We start from the raw sequence: 1,970 nt of genomic DNA, 5'->3' as shown, positions 1-1,970 counted from the left end.
CGGCCAGGGCCGGCTCGTCGGGGAGCACGAAGCCGGGCAGGCCGTGGCGCCGGTCGAGCCGCTCGTCGAGCAGGGCGGCCACGGTGTCCCGGTCGTCCGGGGCCACCCGGTTGGCGATCATGGCGAGGACGTCGCAGCCCAGGTCCTGGTAGGCGCGGCAGGCGTTGCGGACCTCGGCGGCCACCGCCTCGGCCGGGTGCCCGCGGCCGCCCACCACGGCGATCACCGAGGCGCCGAACTCGTTGGCCAGCCGGGCGTTGAGGGCCAGCTCGTCGGGGAGGTTCTCGGCGGTGAAGTCGGTGCCGAGGACCAGGACGACCTCGTAGGCGTCGGCGACGGCGTGGAACCGGGCGACCAGGGCGGTGATGAGTTCGTCCATGCCGCGCTCGGCCTGGAGGGCGGAGGCCTCCTCGTAGGACATGCCGTACACGGTGGCGGGGTCCTGGCTCAGGCGGTAGCGGGCCCGCAGGAGTTCGAAGAGGCGGTCCGGGCCGTCGTGCACGAGCGGGCGGAAGACGCCGACGCGGTCGACCTGGCGGGTGAGGAGCTCCATCACCCCCAGGTCGACGACCTGGCGGCCGTCGCCGCGGTCGATGCCCGTCACGTACACGCTGCGCGTCACGCGGGATCTCCGTTCCCTTGCCGGTTGCCGTTGCTCCGGTTCCGGTGCCTCTGGGCCAGCCTGTCAAACATCGTCCCCGGCGGGGTACCGGGGGGTGGTTCCGGCTACGCCGCGTGGGGGAGAGGGCGTGCGCGGGCCGCGGGAGTGCTCGCGGACCTGCGCGGCCGCCCCGCGGGGGGCGGCGCCGCCGTACGCGGCCCCGTCCGCCGGTGCGTCACGGATCGTCACGCGGAGGTCCGGACGGCGCGCGTCGGCATCCCGGGCGTGGCACCATGGGGCCGGACGGGACAGGCGAGACGCGGGAGCGGTATGCGCATCGGAGTTCTTACCGCCGGGGGCGACTGCCCCGGCCTCAACGCGGTGATCCGTTCCGTGGTGCACCGCGCCGTCTCCCAGTACGGTGACGAGGTCATCGGCTTCGAGGACGGCTACGAGGGCCTCCTCGACGGCCGCTACCGCCCCCTCGACCTGGACGCCGTCAGCGGCATCCTGGCCCGCGGCGGCACGATACTGGGCTCCTCCCGGCTCCCGCGGGCCCGGCTCCAGGAGGCGTGCCGGGACGTCCGCGAGACCGCCAACCGGTTCGGCATCGACGTCCTGATCCCCATCGGCGGCGAGGGCACCCTGACCGCCGCCAGCATGCTGGCGGAGGCCGGCATGCCGATCGTGGGCGTGCCGAAGACCATCGACAACGACATCTCCTCCACCGACCGCACCTTCGGCTTCGACACGGCCGTGACGGTCGCGACCGAGGCGATGGACCGGCTGAAGACGACCGCCGAGTCCCACCAGCGGGTGATGGTGGTCGAGGTGATGGGACGCCACGCGGGCTGGATCGCCCTGGAGTCGGGCATGGCCGCCGGCGCGCACGGCATCTGTCTGCCGGAACGGCCGTTCGACCCCGCCGACCTGGTCGAGATGGTCGAGGCGCGGTTCGACCGCGGCAAGAAGTTCGCCGTGGTCTGCGTGGCCGAGGGCGCCCACCCGGCCGAGGGCACCATGGACTACCGCAAGGGCGAGATCGACCAGTACGGCCACGAGCGCTTCCAGGGCATCGGCACGGCCCTCGCCCGGGAGCTCGAGCGGCGCCTGGGCAAGGAGGCCCGGCCGGTGATCCTCGGCCACGTCCAGCGCGGCGGCACCCCCACCGCCTACGACCGCGTGCTGGCCACCCGGTTCGGCTGGCACGCCGTGGAGGCGGCGCACCGCGGCGTCTCCGGGATGATGACCGCCCTGCGCGGGACCGAGATCGTGATGGTTCCGCTGGCGGAGGCCACCGCCGAACTCAAGCACGTGCCGCGGAGCCGCATGGAGGAGGCGGAGTCGGTCTTCTGACCGGCTTCCGGCC

Annotated in this window: 2 protein-coding genes; one reads left to right on the top strand and one right to left on the bottom strand. The window is 73.9% G+C overall.

Going from position 1 to position 1,970, the window contains the following annotated elements:
- Nucleotides 1-622 (bottom strand): AAA family ATPase (locus HW445_RS28755; RefSeq protein ID WP_180223770.1); only part of this gene is annotated, 622 nt, incomplete at its 3' end.
- 309 nt (nt 623-931) lie between these two features.
- Here HW445_RS28755 and HW445_RS28750 point away from each other — a divergent pair.
- The gene (locus HW445_RS28750) at nt 932-1,957 is read left to right on the top strand and encodes an ATP-dependent 6-phosphofructokinase (RefSeq protein ID WP_180223769.1); all 1,026 of its coding nucleotides are present in this window, start codon (nt 932-934) and stop codon (nt 1,955-1,957) included.
- The last annotated feature ends 13 nt before the right edge of the window (nt 1,958-1,970 follow it).

Source organism: Streptomyces sp. UH6, from assembly GCF_013421635.1.
Lineage (GTDB): Bacteria > Actinomycetota > Actinomycetes > Streptomycetales > Streptomycetaceae > Streptomyces > Streptomyces abyssomicinicus.
This window is presented reverse-complemented; position numbering and strand designations above follow the sequence as displayed.

Coding starts and splice junctions, on each gene's coding strand:
- HW445_RS28750 (WP_180223769.1), top strand. CDS start 932: ATGCGCATCGGAGTTCTTACCGCCGGGGGCGACTGCCCCGGCCTCAAC.